Origin of the sequence: uncultured Ruminococcus sp. (assembly GCF_937915125.1) — a bacterium.
In the GTDB taxonomy this organism is placed as follows: Bacteria; Bacillota; Clostridia; order Oscillospirales; family Ruminococcaceae; genus Ruminococcus_C.
Genome location: NZ_CALDMP010000076.1, coordinates 14295 through 35559 on the forward strand (window position 1 = coordinate 14295; position 21265 = coordinate 35559).

At 52.5% G+C, this 21265-nt stretch carries 17 protein-coding genes; 6 read left to right on the forward strand and 11 right to left on the reverse strand.

Translation table 11 applies throughout. The annotated features are described in order from the left end of the window. Window positions 1-14 precede the first annotated feature (14 nt). From Q0418_RS07480 to Q0418_RS07490, 3 genes are all read right to left on the reverse strand, one after another. The gene (locus Q0418_RS07480; RefSeq protein ID WP_298483519.1) at window positions 15-1853 is read right to left on the reverse strand and encodes a ribonuclease J; all 1839 of its coding nucleotides are present in this window, start codon (window positions 1851-1853) and stop codon (window positions 15-17) included. A 114-nt stretch (window positions 1854-1967) separates the two neighbouring features. Beyond that, entirely contained in the window at window positions 1968-2141 is a 174-nt protein-coding gene (locus tag Q0418_RS07485; protein WP_298483520.1) for a hypothetical protein, read from the reverse strand. A 265-nt stretch (window positions 2142-2406) separates the two neighbouring features. Then, a complete protein-coding gene (locus Q0418_RS07490) occupies window positions 2407-3771 on the reverse strand; it encodes a sodium:alanine symporter family protein (protein ID WP_298483521.1) in 1365 nt (454 codons plus the stop codon). Window positions 3772-3996: 225 nt separating this feature from the next. Here Q0418_RS07490 and Q0418_RS07495 point away from each other — a divergent pair, with 225 nt between their 5' ends. From Q0418_RS07495 to Q0418_RS07505, 3 genes are all read left to right on the forward strand, one after another. Further along, window positions 3997-4464, forward strand: coding sequence for a hypothetical protein (locus Q0418_RS07495; protein WP_298483522.1), 468 nt, complete (start codon window positions 3997-3999; stop codon window positions 4462-4464). Between the two features lie 34 nt (window positions 4465-4498). Then, a complete protein-coding gene (locus Q0418_RS07500) occupies window positions 4499-5983 on the forward strand; it encodes a PH domain-containing protein (RefSeq protein ID WP_298483523.1) in 1485 nt (494 codons plus the stop codon). A 92-nt stretch (window positions 5984-6075) separates the two neighbouring features. Next, the gene (locus Q0418_RS07505; RefSeq protein WP_298483524.1) at window positions 6076-8235 is read left to right on the forward strand and encodes a Tex family protein; all 2160 of its coding nucleotides are present in this window, start codon (window positions 6076-6078) and stop codon (window positions 8233-8235) included. 250 nt (window positions 8236-8485) lie between these two features. Here the strand turns inward: Q0418_RS07505 and Q0418_RS07510 are convergent, their stop codons facing one another. From Q0418_RS07510 to epsC, 8 genes are all read right to left on the reverse strand, one after another. Continuing rightward, window positions 8486-9112 carry a TIGR04100 family radical SAM protein gene (locus tag Q0418_RS07510; protein WP_298483525.1) on the reverse strand — a complete coding sequence of 209 codons (627 nt, stop codon included), beginning with the start codon at window positions 9110-9112 and terminating at the stop codon, window positions 8486-8488. Window positions 9113-9128: 16 nt separating this feature from the next. Continuing rightward, window positions 9129-9608, reverse strand: a complete 480-nt coding sequence (locus Q0418_RS07515) for a 23S rRNA (pseudouridine(1915)-N(3))-methyltransferase RlmH (protein WP_298483526.1) — start codon at window positions 9606-9608, stop codon at window positions 9129-9131. Beyond that, a complete protein-coding gene (locus Q0418_RS07520; protein WP_298483527.1) occupies window positions 9608-10402 on the reverse strand; it encodes an MBL fold metallo-hydrolase in 795 nt (264 codons plus the stop codon). Before Q0418_RS07520 ends, Q0418_RS07515 begins: the two co-directional genes overlap by 1 nt. Before the next feature lie 248 nt (window positions 10403-10650). Next, window positions 10651-11940 carry a UDP-N-acetylglucosamine 1-carboxyvinyltransferase gene (locus Q0418_RS07525; RefSeq protein WP_298483528.1) on the reverse strand — a complete coding sequence of 430 codons (1290 nt, stop codon included), beginning with the start codon at window positions 11938-11940 and terminating at the stop codon, window positions 10651-10653. Between the two features lie 469 nt (window positions 11941-12409). Continuing rightward, window positions 12410-13228 carry a peptidylprolyl isomerase gene (locus tag Q0418_RS07530; protein ID WP_298483529.1) on the reverse strand — a complete coding sequence of 273 codons (819 nt, stop codon included), beginning with the start codon at window positions 13226-13228 and terminating at the stop codon, window positions 12410-12412. Between the two features lie 12 nt (window positions 13229-13240). Further along, complete coding sequence (gene cysS / locus Q0418_RS07535; protein ID WP_298483530.1) at window positions 13241-14644, reverse strand: cysteine--tRNA ligase; 1404 nt, start codon at window positions 14642-14644, stop codon at window positions 13241-13243. A 295-nt stretch (window positions 14645-14939) separates the two neighbouring features. Next, window positions 14940-15593: an HAD family phosphatase gene (locus Q0418_RS07540; protein WP_298483531.1), complete on the reverse strand. Its 654-nt coding sequence runs from the start codon at window positions 15591-15593 to the stop codon at window positions 14940-14942. Window positions 15594-15605: 12 nt separating this feature from the next. Then, complete coding sequence (gene epsC / locus Q0418_RS07545; protein ID WP_298483556.1) at window positions 15606-16268, reverse strand: serine O-acetyltransferase EpsC; 663 nt, start codon at window positions 16266-16268, stop codon at window positions 15606-15608. 828 nt (window positions 16269-17096) lie between these two features. Between epsC and Q0418_RS07550 the strand changes: the two genes are divergently transcribed. Genes Q0418_RS07550 through Q0418_RS07560 form a run of 3 tightly spaced genes read left to right on the forward strand, consistent with a single transcriptional unit; the run spans window position 17097 to window position 21214 of the window. Beyond that, a complete protein-coding gene (locus Q0418_RS07550; RefSeq protein WP_298483532.1) occupies window positions 17097-17537 on the forward strand; it encodes a MarR family winged helix-turn-helix transcriptional regulator in 441 nt (146 codons plus the stop codon). Window positions 17538-17570: 33 nt separating this feature from the next. Then, window positions 17571-19304, forward strand: a complete 1734-nt coding sequence (locus Q0418_RS07555; protein WP_298483533.1) for an ABC transporter ATP-binding protein — start codon at window positions 17571-17573, stop codon at window positions 19302-19304. A gap of 41 nt (window positions 19305-19345) precedes the next feature. Further along, on the forward strand, window positions 19346-21214 hold the full coding sequence (locus Q0418_RS07560) for an ABC transporter ATP-binding protein (protein WP_298483557.1): 1869 nt from the start codon (window positions 19346-19348) through the stop codon (window positions 21212-21214). Window positions 21215-21265 lie beyond the last annotated feature (51 nt).

Sequence of the window (21265 nt, forward strand, 5' to 3'; positions counted from 1 at the left end):
CATTCTCCTTGGCGTTATACTTCCATAATGATGGGCAGGATCATGGGGCTGCGCTTTGTCTTTTCGTAGATAAAGTCAGACAGAACGTCACGCAGCTTTGTTTTCAGCGTACCCCATTCCTTCAGATCGTGGGCACTGCATCCGTCCAGCACCTTTATCATCACACGGCGAGCCTCGTCCATAAGCTCTTCCGATTCCCGGACATAGACAAATCCGCGGGAAATGATATCCGGACCGGCGACCAGAGTATTGGACATGCGCTCAATACCAATGACCACAATAATGAGACCATCCTGTGCCAGATGCTTTCTGTCACGGAGCACGATGGAGCCCACATCGCCTACGCCCAGACCGTCTACCATAACACGGCCTGCGGGCACCTGGGATACCACACGCATGGTCTGACCGTCTGTTTCAATCACATCACCGATACTGGAGATCAGGATGCGCTCCTCCGGCATTCCCATGGATTTCGCAATTTCCGCATGCTTCACCAGATGCTTGTACTCACCGTGCACCGGAATGAAGAACTTGGGCTTTGTCAGTGCCTGAATGAGTTTCAGTTCCTCCTGACAGGCGTGACCGGAGACATGCACCTCGTACATGGACTCATAGATCACCTCTGCACCGGATTTCATCAGTTCGTTGACCACACGGGTCACATATTTTTCGTTGCCCGGAATGGGCTTTGCCGAAATAATAATAAAGTCGTTGGGGGTAATAGACACCTTTTTGTGGCTGTTCATCGCCATTCGTGTCAGTGCCGACAGGGGTTCGCCCTGGCTTCCCGTTGTCACAAGAACGATCTTCTCGTCAGGATAACGGCTCATTTCGTCGATATCGATAATCATACCCTTGGGTACTGTCAGATAGCCCAATTCTGTGGCTGTTTCAATGACATGGATCATACTGCGCCCGAACACGGCAATTTTTCTGTCGTACCGCTGTGCCTGGTCAATGATCTGCTGTACACGGTGCACATTGGACGAGAATGTGGCAATGATGATACGCCGTCCCTCGGCACGCTTGAACAGCTTTTCAAAGGAGCCGCCCACAGTGCGCTCGGAGCAAGTAAATCCTGTCCGTTCCGCGTTGGTGGAATCTGCCATAAGCGCCAGAACGCCACGGCTGCCCAGCTCGCCGAAGCGTGCCAGGTCGATGATCTCATCGTCAATGGGAGAAAAGTCCACCTTGAAGTCCCCGGTATGCACAATGATGCCTGCCGGGGTGTGGATCGCCATACCCACTGCGCCGGGGATAGAATGGTTCACCTTGATGAATTCCACTGCCATACAGCCCATTTTCACGGTTTTCCGGGGTTCTACCTCAATGAGCTTCGCCTGCTTGAGAAGTCCGTGTTCTTCCAGCTTGCCCCGAATGAGTCCCAGAGTCATGCGTGTGCCGTAAATGGGCACGTTGATTTTTTTCAGAAGATATGCCAGACCGCCGATATGGTCCTCGTGGCCGTGGGTAATGACAATACCCCGGATGCGGTCCTTGTTGCCCTCCACATAGGTGAAATCCGGGATGACAATATCAACACCCGGCATGTCCATATCCGGAAACGCCAGTCCGCAGTCCAGAATGAACATATCATTGCTGCACTCGAACACAGTCATATTCTTTCCGATCTCGTTCAGACCGCCCAGGGGAATGATCCGTACTGGTGTACGCTTCTGTTCCCGTTTCGGTGCTCTTGTCTGCTGTGCTGCACCGCTGCGGCTGCCATTGCTGCGGTGGCTGCCAGAGGGTTTCCGTTCTCCGCCCTGCTGACGCGGTCTGGCGCCATAGTTTCTCTTTCTCGTCTGTGAACCGCTGCGTGGTTCACGTACCTGTTCTTTTTCTGTAGCCAATCAAGTATCCTCGCTTTCTTCCGATGGGCGATGGCAGTGTCAATTTGCAGCATTTCCTACGAATCCCCCGTGAAAAATCTTAACGCTGTTCCAGTCAGGGATTCGTATTCAAATTTAACAAGGTTCGTGCATTGTTTCGTCGTTCTGCAATTCCGTGCTTTTTCGTGCAGCATTCCCAAGCTTCCGGTCATTCACGCCGGATTTGCATCGTTCCATTCTCTTCGGGAACAGCCATTCTGCACAGCACATCCTGTACACATCGCCCTGGATTTCACCGGGTTTTGCCATATCACGCAAGAATACAGCTTTCCCGTATGTATATATGTATAAATATGATAAATATAAAATACGGCCTACCGGCAATAAAACGTCCGCACAGCAGGCAGCATTCTCATCCAATCAGTTGTAATACAGAAGTAGTCCCCGCCCTCTAAAAAACGCGGTCTGTTTCTGCAATTTCGTTTTCACGTACAGCAATACATAGTTTTATTATACGATTTCCCGGATTCAATGTCAATGGAATTTGAGAAAAATTTGCTTTTTGGACAATTATTCACGACTCACACTCCGGAATTTCTACAAAACCGTTAGAAACCTTCTTTTTTTCGGCACAGTGCAGCTTTTCCTTTCCTGACAGGAGCAGAAGCCCCAGGAGGTTGGGGATCGCCATAAGCCCATTGGCAATATCCGAGACAGCCCACACTGCTCCCAGAGAGACCACTGCGCCGGCACCGGCAGCCAGGCAGAACAAAATGCGATAGGGCTGGAGTCCCCGTGTGCCCCAGAGATAGCCCACTGCCTGTTCCCCGCAGCAGCCCCAGCCGATAAGGGTACAAAAGGCGAAGAGTGCCGTGATAATCGCCATGATCTGGGGAGACACGCCGCCGAAAATGCCGGAAAATGTTGCCGTAATGATACTTCCGGCATCCTGTGCCTGTTCCATGGCGCCGCTGGTCAGTACCGCCAGAGCTGTCAGCGTGCAGCATACCAGCGTATCCAGCGCCACCTCAACCATACTCCACATGCCCTGGAGAGACGCATCCCGGGAAGAGCCTCCGGCATGAACCAGGGCACTGCTGCCCAGACCGGCTTCGTTGGAAAATATCCCATGGCGCAATCCCGTCCGTACTGCTTCCCGGAGCAATGCTCCGGAAATGCCGCCGCCTACTGCATCAAGCCCGAATGCACCCCGGAAGATGAACTGAAATGCCTGGGGCAAAGCATCCCCGTGCCGAACAATCACCGCCAGTGCAGACAGCATATACACCGCCGACAGCAAGGGCATGAGCCACTGAATCACACTCCCCACACCCCGCACGCCCCGGAGCAATATACACCCCAGCAAAACCGCTACGGCAATACCCACAGCAAGGGGCGGTATAGAAAACGCTTCCTCCGCCAAGGCAGAAATGGCGCTGCTCTGGGTCATATTGCCCATACCAAGAGAGGCGGCAATGCAAAAGACGGCGTACAGTGCCGCCAGCATCCGGCTGCCCAGACCATAGCGCAGATATGCCATGGGACCGCCCACACGAGTGCCGTCCGGCAGTTCCCGGGCATAGCGCATTGCCAGTACATTTTCCGTATAAGTCAGCATCATGCCCAGGAAAGCCGAGATCCACATCCAGAAAATTGCTCCTGGTCCACCGATGCACAGGGCAGTTGCCACACCGATGACATTGCCCGTACCCATTGCCGCTGCCAGTGCTGCGGAAAAGGTCTGGAACTGGGTCAGTGCAGGTGTGCCTTCCTTCAAATCGCCAGAGCCCCGGCGCAGACTTCCAAAAGTTTCACGAAGAATGGTTTTCCATCCGCGCAGCTGAAAAAAACGGCTGCGCAGACTCAGCCACAGCCCTGTTCCCAGCAGAAGTACCAGCAGACCCGGTCCCCAGACCATAGATGCAATTCGTTCCAGCATAGCAATCTCCTTGTATCTTATGCCCATTCGCAACTTGTAGGGAACGACCCCTGTGTCGTTCCCTCAGAATCTGTATTAGTCGGAACGACAAGGAGGTCGTTCCCTACAATCTGGATAAACAAAATTCTCACACATTTTTCTTGACGTATCCGCATTGGTAAGGTATAATATTGATATATTATTATATGATAGTGACATAGAAAAGTATGCCCACAGGAGGAACACATGAAACAGTATCATGCCGATCGCCATGCGCAGTATACATTACAAATCGCAACGCCCATAGTTGCCGTTGTTCTGATCATTCTGGTGTGGTATTTTCTTGTCTTTCTGCCCCACTGGATGCTCTGGACGCTGACGATTCTTTTCGCAGCGGCGGCAATTCTGCTTTCTACACTGCTCCTGCCCATGTGGTTCTGCACCATTTCCTACACAGTTTCTGACACCCATATCACCAAACGCTGCGGCATTCTTTTCATCCAGGAACAGACCATGCGTACCCAGGCGCTCCAGTTCAGCAGCATCTTCCGGATACCCGGCTCCCATAAAACGGGGATGAATTTCATCCCCCTGCACGCATATGGCGGCACGGTTTTTCTCGCCTTTCTGAGCAAATCTGATGCCGAAGAGATCCAGGCATTCCTGCAAAGAACTGTGTATCAAAACGGTCAGACGAAGGCAGAGGAGACCTGATGCAATTTGACAATCACCGTGAAAGGAGGAACGCATGTCGGTAAATGCACCGCCGGATGCCGCCGTTTATCGGGAGCATCCTATCAAGATTCTGCGCTACAGTGCCAAAAACCTCTGGCTCCTGATCTTCCCTCTGCTGCGCAGTCTGCGCTTTTATCCCTTTTCCCTGCAAAATCTCATCGACTGGGGCGCCGGCGCATGGTTCGATCTGCTGATTGCCTTGCTGATCCTGGGCATCGGTACACTGCGGTGGCAGTCCTGCGTGTACTACTTTGATGAGATCTCCATTCATTCAAAGAGTGGTCTGCTGCTGCAAAAGGAAACAGAAATTCCGCTGGATCGCATTACATGCACTGTAGAAGAGCACATCTTTTATCTGCGTCCCATCCGTGCTGTCCGACTACAGATCAGTACGGCATCCGGTTCCGTCCCCGAAGCGGACATGAAGCTGATCCTCTATCTCCGGGATCTGCACCGGATGCGACAGCACATCCCTGTGCTGCAAAACGACAGTTCCAAAGCTATGGCATACCACACTCCAGCATGGCGCGTGCTGCTCTTTTCGGCACTATTTTCCAGCAGCTTCTCCGGCGCTCTGTACATTGCCACTCTCTTTTTTGAGGGCGGCAGAATCACATCGGATCTGCTGGAACAGTTCCAGGCGCAGCAGCTTCTGGAGGATGCCACGGAGCGTGCCTCTTCGGCATTTCACGGCGTTCCTCGTATTGCCATCACCATCGGCATCGTGATCCTGTCCCTGTGGCTGGTCTCCTTTGGTCGAAATCTCCTGCGCTACGCCCGATTCCGCATCCGGTTCGGCAGTGAATTCATCTCTGTGCATATGGGGATTCTGAATCGGCGGCGATATCATCTCCGAGATTCTGCCATTGTCTTTCCCGACCTGCGGCAAAACCTGATCATGAAGATCTGCGGCATGGTATCTCTGCACATTCGCTGTCCCGGCTATGGCAGCCGCCGGGATACCCTGCCCGTACTCATTCCGCTCATGCGAAAAAAATCCTCTCAGGCACTGCTGCAAAAGCTTCACGCCGCCCAGTCCCTGAAAAAGCCCCATGTCACCGCACGTTCAAATCTGCGGTTTTTCTGGTCTTTCGTATGGCCGCCGGTCATCGGACTGTGTGCCATTGTACCGGCACGGATCCTGCTGCTCCATCTTCTGCCGAAATTCGATTCCATGATCCGGTTTTTCTCTGTCATGCTGGTCATTCCCCTGGCATGGCTTCTCCTGATCCGCATCGTCTCCCTTCTGACGCAGTATGTGGCAATGGACACGGAAACTGTACAGTTTCATTTCAGCCAATGGTTTACGTTCCATACCATTACAGTCAAGCGAAGTCATATCGTCCGGGCAGATTTCAGACAAACGCCTCTGCAAAAGCAATACGGCGTGGGGCATCTTTACCTGGTCTGCAATGGTCCGCGGCAGGAACGATATAAGCTGACGGCACTTCCGGAAGAGGCGGCGAGAACAGTGATTGCCGCATTAAATGAAAAATAGATGGCAATACCACTCTTCAAAATCACCTTGCAATTTTCCCTCATTTCTGGTAGAATAGAGACATATCCCTACAGATTGGAGCGTAACAGAAGTTGAATATCAATCAGACACTGGCTGCAGAATTTCAGCTGCGGCAGGAACAAATCGACCACACCATTGCCCTGCTGGACGATGGAAAAACCATTCCTTTTATTGCACGATACCGGAAAGAAGCCACCGGCTCACTGGACGACCAGGTACTCCGTGCCATTGACACACGCCTGCAATATCTCCGGAAGCTGGAACAGCGCAAGGACGAAATCATCGCCGCCATTGATGCCCAGGGAAAACTGACCCCGGAACTGTCCGAGAAGATCCGTGGGGCAGAGACTCTGGTGGAAACAGAGGATCTTTATCTGCCCTATCGACCCAAGAGAAAGACAAGAGCCTCTGCGGCAATTGCCCGTGGACTGGAACCTCTGGCACGTATCCTGATGCAGCAGGATCCCCGGACAAACCCGGACAGCGAAGCGGCTTCTTTTGTTGACCCGGAAAAGGAAGTCCCCGACACAGACGCCGCACTTCAGGGTGCCATGGATATTCTGGCGGAGGAAATGGCGAACGATGCCGACCTGCGCAAACAGATGCGCCGATTCACCATGCTGTCCGGCACCATTTGTTCCCGTGCCGCTGACCCGGAGGCGGAAACGCCCTATCAGAATTATTACGACTATCAGGAGCCGGTAAAGCGTATTGCCGGTCATCGTGTGCTGGCACTAGATCGAGGTGAGCGGGAAAATGCACTGAAGGTTTCCCTGGTGCTGCCGGAAGGACATGGGCCGTCTATTGTGGTGCACAAGTTTGTGAAAAATCAAAGTCCCTGCGGTATCTTAGTGCAGACGGCGGCAGAGGATGCCTTTCAGCGGCTGCTGTTCCCGGCAGTGGAGCGTGAGGTACGCAAGGCGCTAACAGAACAGGCGGCGGCTTCTGCCATTCAGGTATTCGCCTCTAACCTGCGTCAGCTGCTCATGGCGGCACCGCTGAAAAACCGCACTGTTCTGGGAGTCGATCCGGGATACCGTACCGGATGCAAGCTTGCTGTAGTGGACGAAACCGGAAAAGTCCTGGACACCGGCGTTGCCTATATTACGCTCGGCGAAGGCAGACAAATGGAACAGGGCAAAAAGACCATGCAGCGCATGATGATACAGCACCACGTCACCGCCGTTGCCATCGGAAACGGCACCGCATCCCGTGAGGCAGAAGCAGTGGTGGCAGATCTGCTGAAAGAACTCCCCCACAAGGCGGCATACATGGTAGTGTCCGAAGCCGGTGCGTCTGTCTATTCGGCATCCAAGCTAGCGGCTGAGGAATTCCCGGAATATGACGTTTCCCTGCGCAGTGCTGTGTCCATTGCACGGCGGCTCCAGGATCCGCTGGCGGAGCTTGTGAAGATTGACCCCCAGGCGATCGGCGTAGGGCAGTATCAGCACGACATGCCCAAAGCAGAGCTGACAGCGGCACTGGATGGCGTAGTAGAGGATTGCGTGAACCATGTGGGCGTTGACCTGAACACTGCCTCCTTCTCTCTGCTGTCCCACATCGCCGGTATTAACCAGACCATTGCCAAAAACATCGTGGCATACCGTACAGAAAACGGTGCATTCACTGATCGGAAGCAGCTGAAAAAAGTGGCAAAGCTGGGGCCGAAGGCATTTGAGCAGTGCGCTGGATTTCTCCGTGTCCCCGGTGCAAAAAATCCTCTGGACAATACGGCAGTGCACCCGGAGAGCTACAGTGCAGCTGAGACGATCCTGAAAGAATGCGGATTCCAGCTGGCAGATATATCCGGGCAGAGCCGCAGTGAGATCACAACCATTGCCCAGAAGCACGGCATGGCTGCCATTGCAGAAAAGGCAGGCGTCGGCGTGCCCACAGTGACGGATATTGTCAAAGAGTTGGCAAAGCCGGGACGTGACCCCAGAGATGAACTGCCGCCGCCTCTGATGCGCAGCGGCGATATCATGGAATTGAAAGACCTGAAACCGGGCATGGAACTGACGGGAACAGTTCGGAACGTCATTGACTTCGGTTGTTTTGTGGACATCGGTGTCCATGAGGACGGACTGGTGCATATTTCCCAGATCTGCGACCGGTACATTAAGCATCCGCTGGAAGTGGTAAAAGTCGGCGATGTCGTACAAGTCTGGGTGCTGGATGTAGATACAAAGAGGAAACGCATCTCCCTGACTATGAAAAAGCCGAAAGCGTAATGGCGAAGTAAAAGGCTGCACATCATGCTGGTCCAGCTGAGCACAGCTGGCGCAGGTCCAGGGACGCTGCCTGCAGGCAGCGACAAGGGGCTTTGCTCCTTGACCCCACCAGCATTTTCGAGAAATTGCTGAATCAAAAAGCTTCATTGCCGCCTGTGGCGATGCCGTACTTGTGTGTATTGCCTTGCTTTTTTACTGAAAAACGGACGAACATAGCCGCTCAGCGTATGTTCGTCCGTTTTATTTTTATTTACCGCCGGGTGGCTGCATCGTCAAACTTCCGGATTCGCAGCCGAATCCCCAGCTTTTCCGCAAGCTGCTTTGCCGCCGCCAGTTCCGACGGCTCCAGCACATCCACTACCGTCAGCATCACCTGAGGCACATATGCCTTACAATCCACTGCAAACCGCTGCATTGCAGAAAACGCCTCTGCCCCGAATTTCGGGCGTGTCACATCAAGATATGCCTCTTCCGTTCCGGCATTCAGACTGATGGAAACAATATCCACCAGTCCTTCCAGATCTGCCGCCGTAGATCTGCCATGAATCAGATCCGACAGCCCGTTGGTGTTCAGACGGATACATTTCACCCCACGCGATTTCAGATAACGTGCCGTCTCCTGCAGTACATCCAACCGCTCCGTAGGCTCACCGAAGCCGCAGAACACCACTTCCTTGTATTTCGTCACATCGAACCCATCCAACGCTGTGCGTATCTCCTCCAGTGACGGCTCGTGCTCCAGCCACAAGGGATCCGAGCCGTATGCACCATCGCTCATAGTGCGGATGCAGAATGTACATGCGCAGGGACAGTGGTTGGTGATATTCAAATAAAGATTTTCGCCTACTTCATAGGCAATGGTCATTGCCTTCTGCATGAAAGATCACTCCCGATTATTTATGATATTTCGTCCCATTCAAGATCTGGTAACTACGGTAAATCTGCTCCAGAAGCATGACCCGTGCCAGCTGATGGGGAAAAGTCATCTCCGACATGGACAGACGCAGCTGTGCACGTTGCTTTACCGCCGGTGCCAGTCCATAGGAACTGCCGATAAAAAAGGTTACTGCACCGTTGTCGCCGCCGCAGGCAGCATCTGCGATCTTCGCCGCCAATGCCGGACTATCCAGCTGTTTGCCCTCAATACACATGGCAACGCAGAACCCACGGGCACGTTTCAGCAGTTCTGTGCCCTCTTTCTCCAGTGCCTGCGCAATTTCCCGATCAGAGGGATCCTGGGGCAGGGATACCGGCTCCAGTTCCACAATTTGCAGCTGACAAAACCGGGAAAGCCGCTTTTCATATTCCCGGCAAGCCTCTCGCAGATAGGATTCCTTGCACTTGCCCAGTGCTAAGATCTGTATCGTCTGCATCAGAAGATCACCGCCTGTTCCAGACCGCAGGGTGCGGATACTTGTAACAAAAAGTCCCGGTTCGGGCACATACCCTGTTCCTGCAAATGGGACAATACCGTCTCCTGTGCCAGAGGCATGGTGTTGTTGTTTTCGCTGAGATGCCCCAGTACAATTCGTGTCGTACCGCTTTGCACCAGCTGTTCCGCCAGACCGGCGCTGTCGCCGTTGGACAGATGTCCATATTGTCCACGGATACGCTGCTGCAAATAATAGGGATACGGCCCCGTACGCAGCATCTGAGGATCATAATTTGCCTCCAACAGCACCAGATCCGTCCCCAGCACTGCCTGTTCCACCTCCGGTGTCACGCAGCCCAGATCTGTACAGACGGCGCAGCTCTGTCCGTCCGGCATGTCAAAGCGATAGCCGCAGCTGCCGGGCGCATCGTGCATGGTGGAGAATGCCGTTACGGCAATGTCTCCGGTATGTACAGTCTCTGTCGGCTGTATCTCATACAGCATGACGCTGTCCGGCAGCGCAACAGTATCCTGTATCTCCGCCAATGTTTCCGCCGTGGCGTAAACGGGAATGTTATACTTTCCCAGAAATACACGCAGCCCGGCAATGTGATCGCTGTGACTGTGGGTAATAAAGATACCCTGCACCGCCTCTATGGGGATATCGTGGGCTCGTAGGGACTGGGTCAGCTTCCGGCAGGACACACCGGCATCCACCAGCACACCGCCGGACGGACTGCCCACAAAGGACGCATTGCCCTTGCTGGAACTGAAAAGAGAATAAAACTTTGACAAAATAGAACCTCCTGCCGTAAATGCAATATGGGCATCTCCCCACCCCGTGGGGAGTCATCCTAGTCGCCGTCCGCAGACAGCGAAACACCCTGCGCCGTATTCCGGTGCGGGTCAAGGGTGGTGAGAAAAAGCAACCCCTTGAAAACGTTCCAGTGGAACGTTTTCAACGCACCCACTCCAATCCTCACCAAAAATCCCACAACAAAAGCCGTCAACTGCATGACGGCTCTTTCAACAATACTTTCGATTTACAGCGCTTCTTTCAACTCTGCTGATGCCGCCGGCTCGGAAACCTTCTGAATATCTGCACCGATCTCACGGAGCTTTGCATCCAAATTCGCATAGCCGCGCTCAATATGATAAATGTCCTCAATTTCCGTAATACCATGTGCCGCCAGTCCTGCAATGATCAGTGCTGCACCTGCACGGAGATCGCACGCCTTTACCGGTGCACCCGTAAGCCGTCCAGTGCCTTCCACGACAGCAACCTTGCCATCCACAGAAATATCCGCACCCATACGGCGCAGCTCATCCACATAACGGAAACGCTGCTCCCAGACGCCTTCTGTAATGATACTCGTACCCTCAGCCAGTGTCAGCAGCGTGGTGATCTGGGGCTGCATATCCGTGGGGAAACCCGGATGGGGCATGGTTTTGACATTGGTACGCACCAGCGGTCCGTCTACCCAGACACGGACACTGTCGTCGAATTCCTCAATATTTACACCGATCTTCCGCAGCTTACTGGTAATCGGCTCCAGATGCTTCGGAATCACATTTGTCACCAGAACATCGCCGCCTGTTGCAGCTGCTGCGATCATAAAAGTACCAGCCTCGATCTGGTCGGGAATGACAGAATATACTGCACCGTGGAGATGCTCCACGCCACGAATTTTGATGACATCCGTGCCGGCACCCATGATGTCTGCACCCATGGAGTTCAGGAAGTTCGCCAGGTCAACGATATGGGGTTCCTTGGCTGCATTTTCAATGATAGTCAGTCCCTTGGCACGGACAGCTGCCAGCATGGCGTTCATGGTCGCACCAACAGAGACCACGTCTAAGTAGATCTGATTGCCCACCAGCTGATCTGCCACCAGATCCACCATGCCATGTTCAATGCTGCATCTTGCACCCAGGGCAGAAAATGCCTTCAAATGCTGGTCAATGGGTCGGTCACCCAGAGGGCATCCGCCCGGCATAGACACACGTGCCTTTCCATAGCGTCCCAGCAGTGCACCCAGGAAGTAATAGGATGCCCGCATTTTCCGCGCACTCTCATAGGGTACACAATAATTGGTCAGACCTGCCGCAGAAATACGGACAGTGGTTTTGTTCAGATATTCCACCTGCGCCCCCATCTCGTAGAGGATCCGCAGGCTGATGGAAACGTCGCTGATATCCGGGACATTTTCCAGAATACAAGGTTCATCGCTGAGCAGAACTGCCGGGATCAGGGCAACCGCCGCATTCTTTGCTCCGCTGACTTCTATTTCTCCGGCAAGGCGATGCCCGCCGTGAATGACAAATTTATCCAATTTCGTCTCTCCTTCAATTTGTGCACCAGGCACTTGGCGAAAGGCACCGGGAAAGGAGCCGGGTCTTTCATGCCGGGAGGCACATCAGGAACCGCAAGCTTTTATTTCGCAGCAAGCTGCACTGCAATTCCTGCACATCTATTCCAGCACGCCCGCATTCGCACGCAGGCATTTCCATTGGTATATGACTTACCCGGCAGTATCTGCCAGGAAAAAATGCTTTTCCAAAACGCCGGATGCACTTCCGGCAACGCACAGCTGTATGCAATTGCCATACAATCTGAGCATCTGCACACAGTATATTTTGTATGCTATCTTTATTATTATACACGAATCCACTGCGTTTGTAAAGTAAAAAGCAAGTATTTTTTTCGCATTTTGGCAGTATTGCAGGAAAAGTCAAGTCCACCGTCAAACCATTTGTACGCATTTCATAAAAATTGAAGCAAAATTTCAACAAAGTGCCCAATCACGAAGCAGATAATTCCCCATACGTACCAATTTCAATGGATGTGATGAGGATATCTTCCTCCGGCGGTGTATAGCCGCCCTCGGTCTCTGCCGGTTTTGCTGCTGCATCGGTAATGGCATCAATGGTGGCAAAGCTCTCGTCGCCGTATGCCTGGGCAAATACCGTCATCTGCTGAGAATAGTTGGGCACACCACCCCGTTCCAGGAATGCATTGTTGATCGCCTCTGCATTTTCAGAGACAGACTGCAATTCTTCCTTAGTGGCATCGTCAAATACAATGGAATTGCACACGACAAACCGTGTGCCGCAGTAAGCTGTCATTCCTCCAGTGAGACGTGCCCAGAAGCCGCCTTCCTGCGTGGTAGTAGGAACACAGAATGCGCCCCGCAGCGGCCAGAGATCCGGGCTGGTCTCCCGTTCCACCTTTTCGTAGGTATCATCTGCCCCGGCTGCCAGGGTGCCGTCCACATTGGGGCTGCCTGCTTCGAAATAGACGCCTTTTTCCACGGAGAACACATAGGTGTTGTCATAATAGCCGGACTCTGCCAGTTCTGTGAACTGTGCCACATAGTCAGGTGCCTGTTCCGGGTATAGTTCCGCCACAATATCCCCTGCTGTGGTGTGCACTTTCATTGCCATTGCATCCTCTTCCGGTTCATCCAGCTGCACCAGGGTCACCTCACCCATATCCACATAGGTTTTGCTCTGCTGCTCCAGATAGGAACAACAGGAGAACACGCCGAAACAAAGCAGCGTCATGACAATCATCAGGATGAATACCCTGGTGATCCCTTTTTTATGATCCTTGAACGCCATAAAAATCCTTTCTTATTCCGCAATTTTTGTGATTTCCGTACCCTGTCTGGTTTCCCGCACAGCATAGCCCAGTGCGGCGATCTCGTCCCGGAGACGGTCTGCCTCAGCGAAATCCTTTGCCTTTCTGGCAGCCTTGCGCTGTTCCACCAGTTCCAGCACCTCCGCCGGAATCTCATCTGCCTTTTTGCGATTATAGAGCAGACCCATCACACCGGTCAGTTCATCGAAGAGTGCCGCACCGGCTTCCAGCTGTTCCTTTGGTGTGGCAGCGTCTGCGCTCATAATATTCAGTTCACGCACCAGTTCAAAAATGGCTGTCATGCCGTCTGCGGTGTTGAGATCATCGTCCATAGCCGTAATAAACTGCTGTTTCCGTTTTTCGAAAATTTCCTTTGCCGTATCGGAAACCGTTCCCGGCTTTGCCGCAGCAATGGCACGATCCAGTGTCTCCCGGCAGGCATACAGACGTTCCAAAGACGCCTTGCAGGCATCCAGCAGTTCCTTACAGTAGTTGATGGGACTGCGGTAATGCGCCTGTACCATCATATAACGAATCACTTCATAGCCGTACTGTTCCGCCACTTCTCTTGCGGTGAAGAAATTGCCCAGGGATTTGGACATCTTCTTGTTGTCAATATTGATATAGCCGTTGTGCATCCAGTAGTGGGCAAAGGGCTTGCCGTTTGCGGCTTCGCTCTGTGCGATCTCGTTCTCATGGTGCGGGAAGATCAGATCCTGACCGCCGCAGTGGAGGTCGAATGTCTCCCCCAGATAGTGGCAGGACATGGCAGAGCATTCAATGTGCCAGCCGGGACGACCCTTGCCCCAGGGAGATTCCCAATAGGGCTCGCCGGGCTTTGCGGCTTTCCATACGGCGAAGTCCAGAGGTTCTTCCTTCACGTCATTGACATCAATTCTGGCACCTGCCTGCAATTCCTCAATGGGCTGGCCGGACAGCTTGCCGTATTCCGGGAAGGACGAGGTGCGGAAGTATACATCCCCGTTGGATGCCACATAGGCATGGCCGGAGTCCACCAGTTTCTTGACAATGCCGATAATGAGCTCCATGCTGTCGGTAACTGTGGGATGGATATCCGCATCCATAACATTCAGACCGTGGGCATCGGTTTTGTACTCTGCAATATAGCGAGTGGCAATTTCCGCAGCAGTCACGCCCTCTTCATTTGCCTTTTTGATGATCTTGTCGTCCACATCGGTGAAGTTCTGGACGTAAGTCACTTTGTAGCCCCGATAGGTCAGATACCGGCGCAGGACATCGAATGCACAGATGGGGCGTGCATTTCCGATATGGATGTAGTTATAGACGGTGGGACCGCAAGCATAAATGCGGACGTGACCTGCCTCCATCGGGACGAGTTCTTCTTTTTTGCGTGTCAGCGTGTTGTAAATCTGCATGACCGTTTGCTCCTTTGTAAAAATATAGGGCAATACCGCACAAAGATTGTGCGTCAGATGCGCCGTCAGATTTTTCGTCAGATGAAACAAAAAGCGCAGTGAATACTTTGTGTATTCACGAGCATTTTTGTGAAATATGACGGAAAATATGCAAGCATATGATGTGCAAAGCCGTCAGGCGCTCTTTGTGCGGTGTTGCCATAGGATGTATCCACGCCGGACGGCGTGGAAGTGAATCAAAAATCCTTTGCAGGATATTGCCTGTGCTTCGCACAGATCAGAATCACAGCATGTTTCACCTTGAAAACAGAAATTCTTGAAACGCCTGCATATCCGGAAAAATATGCTCTGCCAGCTGTTCCATCTCCGCCGTAGGCGGCAGGAGATCCGGGATCATCACCGGATGCATACCAGCACGGGACGCCGCACGGATACCATTATAGGAATCCTCCACTGCATAAGCAACTCCCGGTGATATCCCCAGAGCGTCACAGGCACGGAGATAAATCTCCGGCTCTGGCTTGCTGCGATGTACCATATCGCCGCCGATGATCTGATCGAAACTATTCTCCAGCCCGAACATGGCAAGCTGTTTCCGGATGACTATCTGCCGTGTGGATGAGGCAATGCCTATGGCGAAGTGATTTTCCCGAAGTGCCGCCAGTATCTCCCGGACACCGGGTTTCAACGCCAGCCAGCCTGCCTGAACATGCTCCCAATACAGGGCAGACATCTCCGCCTTGTATTCGTCATAAGGGAAATCTGCACCATAGGTTTCCAGGAACTTCTGTTTCGCAGCGGCGGCATTGCTGCCCAGGCATTTCTGACAGGTACTGCGCACATGGTCGATCTGGTGCTTTTCCGCGGTCAATTCCCAGCATTGCAGCACCAGTGCCTCAGAGTCAAACAGCACGCCGTCCATATCAAACACAACGCATTGGCATTTCATAGGAATTCTCCTTTATTCTGCTTTTTCCGCAGATTCCTTCTGATTTTCCAGTTCCGTCATTTCCTTGCGCAGACACCGCACAGCACATTGCAGCTTTGCGATATCCTGCATATTCAGATCGGGAATGTGAATCTGATCCAGATCCTGTTCCACCTTCTGCCCCTCTCTCCGGGCGATCCGTGCCGGAACGCCCACAGCGGTGCAGTTGTCGGGAATATCCTTGAGCACCACCGCATTGGCGGCAACCTTTACGTTATTCCCGATATTGATGGGACCTAGCACCTTTGCGCCTGCACCCACCATGACATTATCACCTAGTGTGGGGTGGCGTTTCCCCTTATCCTTTCCCGTACCGCCCAGGGTCACGCCCTGATACAGCAGGCAGTTGTCACCGATAATGGTCGTTTCGCCGATGACAACACCCATGCCGTGGTCAATGAACAGTCCCTTGCCGATCTGTGCGCCGGGGTGGATTTCAATGCCCGTTTTGTGCCGGGCACGCTGGGAGATGATCCGGGCAATGGTATAAAATTTATGGGTATAGAACCAGTGGGCACGCCGATAGCTGCGCACGGCTTTCAAGCCGGAATAGGTCAGCAGAATCTCAAAGCTGCTGCGCGCTGCCGGGTCTTTTTCCTTTACAATGGCAATGTCCTCCCGAAGCTGTCGAAACATCATATATCACCTCCAAAAAGTCAAGCATAAAAGTTTGTTTCAAATGCGGGCGGATGAAATCCGCACATGTTTCTGATACAAAAATGATTTTCTGTATGAATCATATCCCATAACCAAAAACCGCCTCCGCAAATGCGCAAAACGCACTTGCAGAGGCGGTTATGATTAACCTCGGTTCCACTCTGATTTCTCACTCAAGGCACCGTAACGAGGTGTAGACGGATATGGATACTAATTTCCCCACATCAACTAACAGTTGCACTTCGTCGCAGTGCCCGGCATCGTTCCACCAACCCGATGCTCTCTGTGCGGTGCTGCTGCGGTTACTCTAACTGCTGCGTTGTTCTTCTATTTTTTATATTACCGGATTCCGGTCATTACTATTATATGCGATTCTGCTCTATTTGTCAAGGCAAAAATATTGGAGGCCGCAAATCAATTTTTCTTGTTTGGCTTGATAATGTAGAGGCGACCATTGTTCGCCCGTTGTGCGTTTTGGGAAATTTGCGGGCGAACACAGTTCGCCCCTACAGTTCTTTTTAAAAAATCTGTGAAATAAGGGCATCTCTAAAAACCCCGAATCCGTCAGATGTGGTGCAGATTTGCGACAGATTCCCTTTCGAAAAAACGCAGGAATACTCGATGTATTTCAAGTTTTTTCGAAAGGGAAGATGGCGTAAAGATGCGCCGCAGATGACGGGTGAGCGGGTTTTTAGAGGTGACCATAAGAAAAAAGGGCTTGACATTCCGCAAAATTGTGCTAAAATAGTTCTATACTGAACTGTTCATATGTGAACAGTTCAAACTCGAACAAAAGGAGGTGACTGCATGCAGCACCTGGGATTTGAGATACACCGTCTGGAGAAGCTCATGACACGAAGAAGAGCCTATTCCCACGTCCATGCAGAGGCAGAACGTCTGACGGGAATGCACGGCTATCTGATTGGATATCTCTATGAAAACCGGGATCACGATGTGTTTCAGCGGGATATCGAAAAACAATTCTCCATGAGTCGTTCTTCGGTGACAGCAACACTACAGCTCATGGAAAAAAACAGTCTTATTACACGGGAAAGCGTGGCACAGGATGCCCGGCTGAAACGGATCCTGCTCACACAAAAGGCATTGGAACTGCATCAGCAGATCCAGGAAGATATCATGACATTTGAATCACAGCTGACAAAGGGGATCTCAGAGGAAGAAGCCGCTGTTTTTTTGCAGGTGGTTCAGAAAATGCGGGACAATCTGGGCGTAGAGCCATGCCCATAAGGCAAGTGTCCGATTTCAAAGGAGGATTTGCATATGATACGAAAACTGATCCGATCGGTTCGGGAATATAAACTGCCGTCCCTGCTGTCGCCAGTGTTTGTCATTCTGGAGGTCGTCATGGAAGTGATCATTCCCATTCTCATGGCGATACTCATTGACGAGGGCATTGACGGTGACGGCGGCATGGACGCAGTGACCCACTATGGTCTCATTCTCATTGGCTGCTGTGTGGCATCACTGCTGTTCGGCGCACTTGCCGGGCATTTTGCCGCATTCGCCTCTGCCGGATTTGCGAAGAATCTGCGGCATGACATGTTCTATCGTGTCCAGAACTATTCCTTTTCCAACATCGACAAATTTTCGGCGGCAAGCATTGTCACCCGTCTGACCACGGACGTGACCAATGTCCAGAACGCCTACCAGATGATGATCCGTGTGGCGCTGCGTTCGCCGGCAATGCTGATCTTTTCCATGGTCATGGCGTTTCAGCTGAGCTTCCGGCTGTCGCTGATCTACCTGGCGGCAATCCCGGTGCTGGGCGTGGGGTTGTTTTGCATCATGACAAAAGTGCACCCCATTTTCGAACGGGTGTTCAGGACATACGATAAGCTGAACAATATTACACAGGAAAATCTCCACGGCATCCGGGTGGTAAAATCCTTTGTCCGGGAAGAACACGAGATCGAGAAATTTTCCGGCGTTTCCGAGAATATCTATCAGGATTTCACCAGGGCAGAAAAGCGGCTGTCGTTCAATGCACCCCTCATGCAGTTCTGCATGTATGCCTGCATGATCCTGGTTTCCTGGTTCGGCGCCAGAATGATCGTCAGCGATACCCTGACCACAGGTCAGCTCATGAGCCTGATGACCTATGCCATTCAGATCCTGTCCAGCCTTATGATGCTGTCTATGGTATTTGTCATGATCACCATGTCCCGTGCTTCTGTGGAACGTATTTCGGAACTTCTGGATGAGGAGAGCGATATCACCAGTCCGGAAAACGCAGTTACGGAAGTGCAGGACGGCAGCATTGACTTTGAGCACGTCAGCTTCAGTTACAGCAAGCGAGAAGATAAGTGCTGCTTACAGGATATTGATCTGCACATTCCTGCCGGCATGACTGTGGGTATCCTGGGCGGCACGGGCAGCGCCAAGAGTTCTCTGGTGCAGCTGATCCCACGTCTCTATGATGCAACCATGGGTACGGTCAAGGTCGGCGGCGTGGATGTCCGGGAATATGACGTGGAAGCACTCCGGGAAGAGGTCGCCATGGTGCTGCAAAAGAATGTACTCTTCTCCGGTACCATCAAGGAGAATCTCCGCTGGGGTGATCCGGATGCCACAGATGAGGAACTGGTGCGTGCCTGCCAGCTGGCACATGCAGACGAGTTTATCCAGACATTCCCCGAACAGTACGATACATACATTGAACAAGGGGGTGCCAATGTCTCCGGCGGTCAAAAGCAGCGGCTCTGTATTGCACGGGCACTGCTGAAAAAGCCGAAGATCCTCATTCTGGACGACTCCACCAGCGCTGTGGATACCCATACCGACGCTTGCATCCGCCAGGCGTTCCGGGATGAGATCCCCAACACCACAAAGCTGATCATTGCCCAGCGTGTGACATCTCTCATGGATGCAGACCTGATTCTGGTGATGGATGAAGGAAAGATCAGCGGCATGGGTACGCATGAGGAGTTGCTGCAAAATAATGCGATTTACCGGGAAGTTTATGAATCCCAGCAGAAAGGAAGTGTTCCGCAATGAGTCATGGACCAAAAGGACCCCAGGGACCGCCGAAAGGCGTTATGGTGCCGGGAGCCGCAAAGGGCGTCGGCAAGAGTATGCTCCGACTGCTCTCCTATATGAAACGCTATTGGATCCAGATGATTCTGGTTCTGATCTGTATCCTGATCAGCGCCGTGGCAGGTGTTGCCGGATCGCTGTTTCTGGAAACCCTGATTGATGATTATATCTCCCCCATGCTCCTCAGCGGCAGCCGGGACTTTTCCGGACTTGCCATGGCGCTGGTGAAAATGGGTATTGTCTATGCTGCCGGCATCGTGGGGACGCTCATGTATAACCGTCTCATGGTAGTCGTTGCCCAAGGCATTCTGAAAACCATCCGTGACGAAATGTTCACTCACATGCAGACCCTGCCCATCCGCTATTTTGACACCCATTCCAGCGGTGATGTCATGAGTCTGTACACCAACGATACCGATACCCTGCGGCAGATGCTGGCGCAGAGTGTGCCCCAGATCTTTGCATCCATTGTCACTGTTGTGGCAGTGTTCTGTGCGATGGTGAAGCTGAGCATCTGGCTGACATTGTTTGTGGTGGCATTCGTAGTGGTCATGATGCTGGTGACAAAGATCGTGGGCGGCAAAAGCGGACGATATTTCGTGAAGCAGCAGCAGTCCATCGGTGCAGTCAACGGCTATATTGAAGAAATGATCCACGGGCAGAAGGTCATTAAGGTATTCTGCCACGAGGAACAGACAAAAGAAGATTTCGACAAGTATAATGAGGAACTTTTCGGGAATGCTGCCAGGGCAAACAGTTTCGCCAACATCCTCATGCCCATCATGAACAATCTGGGACATTTGCAGTATGTACTCATTGCCATGCTGGGCGGTGCTCTGGCATTCCATGGGGTAGGCGGTCTGACTCTGGGCGTTATCGCCGCATTTCTCCAGTTGAGCAAAAGCTTCACCCAGCCCATTACCCAGATCTCCCAGCAGGCAAGTGCAATTGTCATGGCACTTGCCGGTGCCGGCCGTATTTTCGACTTGCTGGACGAAGAACCGGAGACAGACGAGGGCTATGTGACGCTGGTCAATGCTGAAGAACAGGACGGGCAGCTGGTGGAAGTACCCCACCGCACCGGACTGTGGGCATGGAAGCATCCCCACGGCGATGGCACTGTGACATATACCAGAATGCAGGGAGATGTGCAGTTCTTCGATGTGGACTTCGGCTATGTGCCGGAGAAGATCGTACTGCATGACGTGAGCCTCTATGCAAAGCCCGGCGAAAAGGTTGCCTTTGTCGGTGCGACCGGTGCCGGAAAGACTACCATTACCAATCTGATCAACCGCTTTTATGACCTGGCAGACGGCAAGATCCGCTATGACGGCATCAACATCAACAAGATCAAAAAGCCCGATCTGCGGCGTTCCCTGGGCATTGTATTGCAGGACGTCAACCTGTTTACGGGAACTGTCATGGAGAATATCCGCTACGGCAGACTGGATGCCACAGATGAAGAGTGTATTGCAGCGGCGAAGCGTGCCAATGCCCATAATTTCATCATGCTGCTGCCGGATGGTTATAATACCGTACTATCCGGGGACGGTTCCGGTCTGTCCCAGGGACAGCGGCAGCTGCTCTCCATTGCACGTGCTGCCGTTGCCGATCCGCCGGTCATGATTCTGGACGAGGCGACCTCCTCCATCGACACCAGAACAGAACGAATCGTGCAGGCAGGTATGGATGCACTCATGCACGGCAGAACTGTCTTTGTCATTGCTCACCGTCTGTCCACCATCCAGAATTCTGACGTAATTATGGTTCTGGATCAGGGCAGGATCATTGAGCGGGGCAATCACGAATCCCTTATGGCGAAAAAAGGACGATATTATCTGTTGTATACAGGAATGCAGCAGAATGTATGAATGAGGAATGACGGTGTTCGCTGCGCTCACGACTTTCCAGACAACACCGCA